Origin of the sequence: Pontiella sp. (assembly GCF_041622395.1) — a bacterium.
Classification (GTDB): Bacteria; Verrucomicrobiota; Kiritimatiellia; order Kiritimatiellales; family Pontiellaceae; genus Pontiella.
This window is the reverse complement of the sequence record NZ_JBFJYW010000317.1, coordinates 1-4,298: the sequence shown is the minus strand read 5'-3', so window position 1 is coordinate 4,298 and position 4,298 is coordinate 1. Positions and strand designations below refer to the sequence as shown.

The 4,298-nt window shown below is 59.0% G+C and carries 4 protein-coding genes, 1 tRNA gene and 1 pseudogene; 5 read left to right on the top strand and 1 reads right to left on the bottom strand.

From position 1 onward, the window contains the following. Positions 1–75: transfer RNA gene (locus ABYO54_RS14670), tRNA-Gly, on the bottom strand. A 217-nt stretch (positions 76–292) separates the two neighbouring features. On the opposite strand from ABYO54_RS14670, the gene ABYO54_RS14665 reads away from it, so the two are divergent. The 5 genes and pseudogenes from ABYO54_RS14665 to ABYO54_RS14645 form a co-directional block, all read left to right on the top strand. Next, a complete protein-coding gene (locus ABYO54_RS14665; protein ID WP_372808989.1) occupies positions 293–1,267 on the top strand; it encodes an exosortase/archaeosortase family protein in 975 nt (324 codons plus the stop codon). Further along, positions 1,237–2,031 carry an exosortase-associated EpsI family protein gene (locus ABYO54_RS14660; RefSeq protein WP_372808988.1) on the top strand — a complete coding sequence of 265 codons (795 nt, stop codon included), beginning with the start codon at positions 1,237–1,239 and terminating at the stop codon, positions 2,029–2,031. The genes ABYO54_RS14665 and ABYO54_RS14660 overlap by 31 nt, the downstream gene beginning before the upstream one ends. A gap of 79 nt (positions 2,032–2,110) precedes the next feature. After that, positions 2,111–2,407 carry an Asp-tRNA(Asn)/Glu-tRNA(Gln) amidotransferase subunit GatC gene (gene gatC / locus ABYO54_RS14655; protein WP_372808987.1) on the top strand — a complete coding sequence of 99 codons (297 nt, stop codon included), beginning with the start codon at positions 2,111–2,113 and terminating at the stop codon, positions 2,405–2,407. Positions 2,408–2,414: 7 nt separating this feature from the next. Further along, positions 2,415–3,878, top strand: a complete 1,464-nt coding sequence (gene gatA / locus ABYO54_RS14650) for an Asp-tRNA(Asn)/Glu-tRNA(Gln) amidotransferase subunit GatA (RefSeq protein ID WP_372808986.1) — start codon at positions 2,415–2,417, stop codon at positions 3,876–3,878. A 26-nt stretch (positions 3,879–3,904) separates the two neighbouring features. Beyond that, positions 3,905–4,298, top strand: a pseudogene (locus tag ABYO54_RS14645) (Asp-tRNA(Asn)/Glu-tRNA(Gln) amidotransferase GatCAB subunit B); the annotation flags it as partial.

The following is a 4,298-nucleotide window of genomic DNA, read 5'->3' as shown; positions in this document are numbered from 1 at the left end:
TGGAGCGAGCGAAGAGATTCGAACTCTCGACATTCACCTTGGCAAGGTGAAGCTCTACCACTGAGCTACGCTCGCGTTTTCCTCGAAAGGAGCGCCTATAGTATGCGCCGGCGTTTTGTTTGCAAGTCGAAATTTTTGAAAAAATGCAGGTCGTCGACGGCCTGTGCTTTAAACCCGTGATTTGAACGGGTTTAGCGCGATTGCGGCGGGTTGTTTTGCGATGCGTTCTTGAATTTCGGACCGTCGCGTGCTACACATCCCGCAGTTTTTGCAACGGATGGGCGGATTTATTATGGAAAACATCGGGCACAACAAAGCATTGATCTGGAGCGACCGCTGGCGGTTGGGTGCGCTTTCGAAGAATGAGTTGATGAATATCGGCTTCGTTTCGGTGATTATCGGACTCCTTTTCGTGCTGTTCCATCTGATGGGCAACACGGTCGACAACCTTGGCAGCCGGTCGGCTTTCAAGTGGATGGTTTCCCGTTGGGGCGACAAAGTGTCGTTCGGCGCCGACTATTCGCACGGCTACCTGATTCCGTTCGTGAGCCTTGCCGTGATCTGGTACAAGCGCGAAGAGTTCTTCGCCGCCAAAAAGCAGGTCTGCCAGTTTGGGTTGGTGGTGATCGTGATGGCGCTGATGATGCATTGGATGGGTGCGAAGATGCAGCAGACGCGTATTTCGTTGATGAGCCTGATCCTGCTGATCTGGGGCATTCCGTACTATTTCTTCGGGTGGAAGGTGGCCAAACTGCTGATTTTCCCCTGTGCATATCTCATTTTCTGCGTGCCGCTTAACTTCCTCGATGCGCTGTCGGGGCCTTTGCAGCGCCTTGCCACGACGATGGCGCACTCGATGCTCGTCGATATGGGCATCGATTGCGAACGCGTCGGTACGCAGCTGATGTCGCCCTATTTCCAGCTGAACGTCGAAGCGCCGTGCTCGGGCCTGCGTTCGCTGCTGGCCATGACGGCGCTGACGGCGGTATACGCCTATTTCACCCAACGCACGTTCGTGAAAAAGTGGGTGCTGTTCCTTTTTTCGATTCCGATCGCCGTGGCCGGAAACATTGGCCGCATCATCTCGATCGCGCTGGTCTCGATCACCGCAGGGCAGCAGTTCGGCACGGGCTTGCACCATGACTGGTCGGGCTACGTCCTCTTTACCGTTTCGATCAGTTTGATGGTCGGGTTCGGAAAACTGCTCAACGTCAACTACCTGGAGCTTTTCAAATCATGGAAAAAAGCCTATTTAAACCATTCCTGACCATCGTCGTTCTCATGGCGCTGTCGATTCTCGCGCTGGCCTTTACGGTGGATGTGAAGCTGGACTTCATTCCCGGCGTCAAAATGGAATTCCCCAGCGACCTCGAGAACTGGCACGGAAACCAATTGAAGTTTTGCCACAACCCCGAATTGTGCGCGAGGGATTACAAGGATGCGTCGTTTTATGTGAGCGATCTTGAAATCCCCGACATCTGTCCGGATTGCGGCTCCCCGCTGTTCAACATGGCCCGGGCCGAAAAGGAGCAGTTGCCGGAAGATACCGAGTTCGTGAAGTCCGCCTTCACCAACGCCGTCGGTGCGCGCCTGTTCACCTCGATCGTCCTTTCGGGCACCGCCCGCGACTCCATCCACCGCCCGCAGCGCTGTCTGGTGGCGCAGGGCAACACCATGGAAGGGGAGTACGCTCTCGAGATCCCGCTCGAAGGGCGCGATCCGCTCACCGTTCGGGTCATCAAGGCCTCCCGCACGTTCCAAACGCCGGATGGGCCCGTGCCCTATTATTCCTTCTATGCCTACTGGTTTGTGGGGCAGGACCGCGAGACGCCCTCGCACTATTCGCGCATGTTTTGGCTGGCCTGGGACCGCGTCGTCCGCAGCAAGGCCAATCGCTGGGCCTACATCGCCGTGCAGGGCGTCCGCGAGCCCGAGGGCAACGGCTACGAAACCAACATCATCGACTTCGTCCAGCACGTCTATCCGTACGTCCTCACCGACTCCATGCGGGAAAAGGCTTACGGCCAATAATCTTCCATTCCTTGGAAGTTGCGCAAGCCCGCGGTTTCTTTATACTGCGGGCTTTATTTTTTGAAACCGAGGTAATCAAATGTCCGGAACCCATGAAGGAATAGATGTCGGCTATGTCGCAAAACTTGCGTGCATCGACCTGACCGACGAAGAAAAGGCGCTCTTCCAAGGGCAGCTCGATCAGGTGCTGCACTATGTCGAACAGCTCAACGAGCTCGATGTCGCCGACGTCGAGCCCACCGCCCACGCGATCCCGGTCTTCAACGTATTCCGCAAGGACGAGCTCGGCGCCAGCCTGCCGCACGATGCCGTCGTCGCCAACGCCCCGTCCGCCACCGACGGCCAGATCCGCGTCCCCAAAATCATCGATCAATAGGAAAACCATGGCTGATTTAAATAAACTGACGATTTCCGAACTCGCGGAGAAGCTGGCCGCGGGAGACTGCACTTCGGTCGATATCGTAAACGATGTTTTGGCGGCCATCGATGCCACCGACGCAAAAGTCGGGGCCTATCTGACCCTCGACCGCGCGGATGCGCTGGCGCAAGCGAAGGCGGCCGACGAGCGCCGCGCGGCGGGCGAGCGCAATCCGATGCTCGGCATTCCCGTGGCGATCAAGGACCTGCTCAACGTGAAGGGGCAACCCTGCACCTGCTCGTCGAAAATCCTCGAAGGATACACCGCGCCGTACGATGCCACGGTCATCGCCAAGCTCCGCAGCGTCGGGGCGGTACTGCTCGGGCGCGTCAACATGGACGAGTTCGCCATGGGCTCGAGCACCGAAAACGCGGCGCTGGGCAAAACCTCCAATCCGTGGGACCTCGACCGCGTACCCGGCGGCTCTTCCGGCGGTTCTGCCGCCTCCGTCGCCTCCGACGAGGCGATCGTTTCGCTCGGGTCCGATACGGGCGGTTCGATCCGCCAGCCCGCCGCCTTCTGCGGCTGCGTCGGCGTCAAGCCGACCTATGGCCGCGTTTCGCGCTTGGGCCTGACCGCCTTCGCCTCATCGCTCGACCAGATCGGGCCGATCTCCAAGACGGTCAAGGATTCCGCGCTCATTCTCGAAGCCATCTGCGGGCACGACGAAAAGGATTCCTCCTCCATTGAAATGGAGGTGCCCGCCTTTGCCGCGAACCTGCCGGCCGACCCCTCGCTGGCCGGAATGAAACTGGGACTGCCAAAGGAATATTTCGTGGAAGGCATGGACCCGGAAGTTGAAAAAGCCGTGCGCGCCGCCGTCGAACACTGCCGCAGCCTCGGGGCCGAGATTGTCGACGTCAGCCTGCCGAATGCCAAGTATGCCATCGCCGTCTATTACATCATCGCCACCGCCGAGGCTTCGGCCAACCTGGCGCGTTTCGACGGCATCCGCTACGGCATGCGCCTCGACGGCAAGGACCCCGCCGAGCTCTACGGCAAGACCCGCGCCGCCGGGTTCGGTCCCGAGGTGAAGCGCCGCATCATCCTCGGCACCTACGTGCTGAGCAGCGGCTACTACGATGCCTACTACAAAAAGGCGCAGAAAGTCCGCACCCTCATCCGCGACGACTTCACCAAAGCGTTCGAGCAGTGCGATGCCATCCTTTCGCCCGTCACGCCGACGCCGGCCTATCTGAAGGGCGAGAAGACCGCCGATCCGCTGAAGATGTACCTCGACGACATCCTCACCACGCCGATCAACCTCGCGGGCAACTGCGCGCTGTCGTTGCCGTGCGGCTTTGCCTCCAACGGCATGCCGATCGGGATGCAGATCATCGGCGACGCGTTCCAGGAGGATACCATCCTCAAGGTCGGCCACGCCTACGAGCAAACCACCGACTGGCACAAATCCCGTCCGGCCCTCTAACCATCACGAATCACGGATCACTCATCATGGAATACGAAGCAACCATCGGCCTTGAAACGCACATCATGCAGAAGACGAACACCAAGATGTTCTGCGGCTGCAAATATGAATACGGCGCGGAACCCAACACCCACGTCTGCCCGACCTGTCTCGGCTATCCCGGGGCACTGCCGGTCATGAACGAAAAGGCCATCGAGCTGATCTGCAAGGCCGGACTGTTGCTGGGTTGCGAAATCAACCCCTACAGCAAATGGGACCGCAAAAACTATTTCTACCCCGACATGGCCAAAAACTACCAGATCACGCAGGCCGACGAGCCGCTGTGCCTAGGCGGTGCGGTGACCGTCGAGGTCGAGGGCACCATGAAAACCTTCACCCTCGAGCGCATCCACCAGGAAGAAAACGCCGCCAAGAACACGC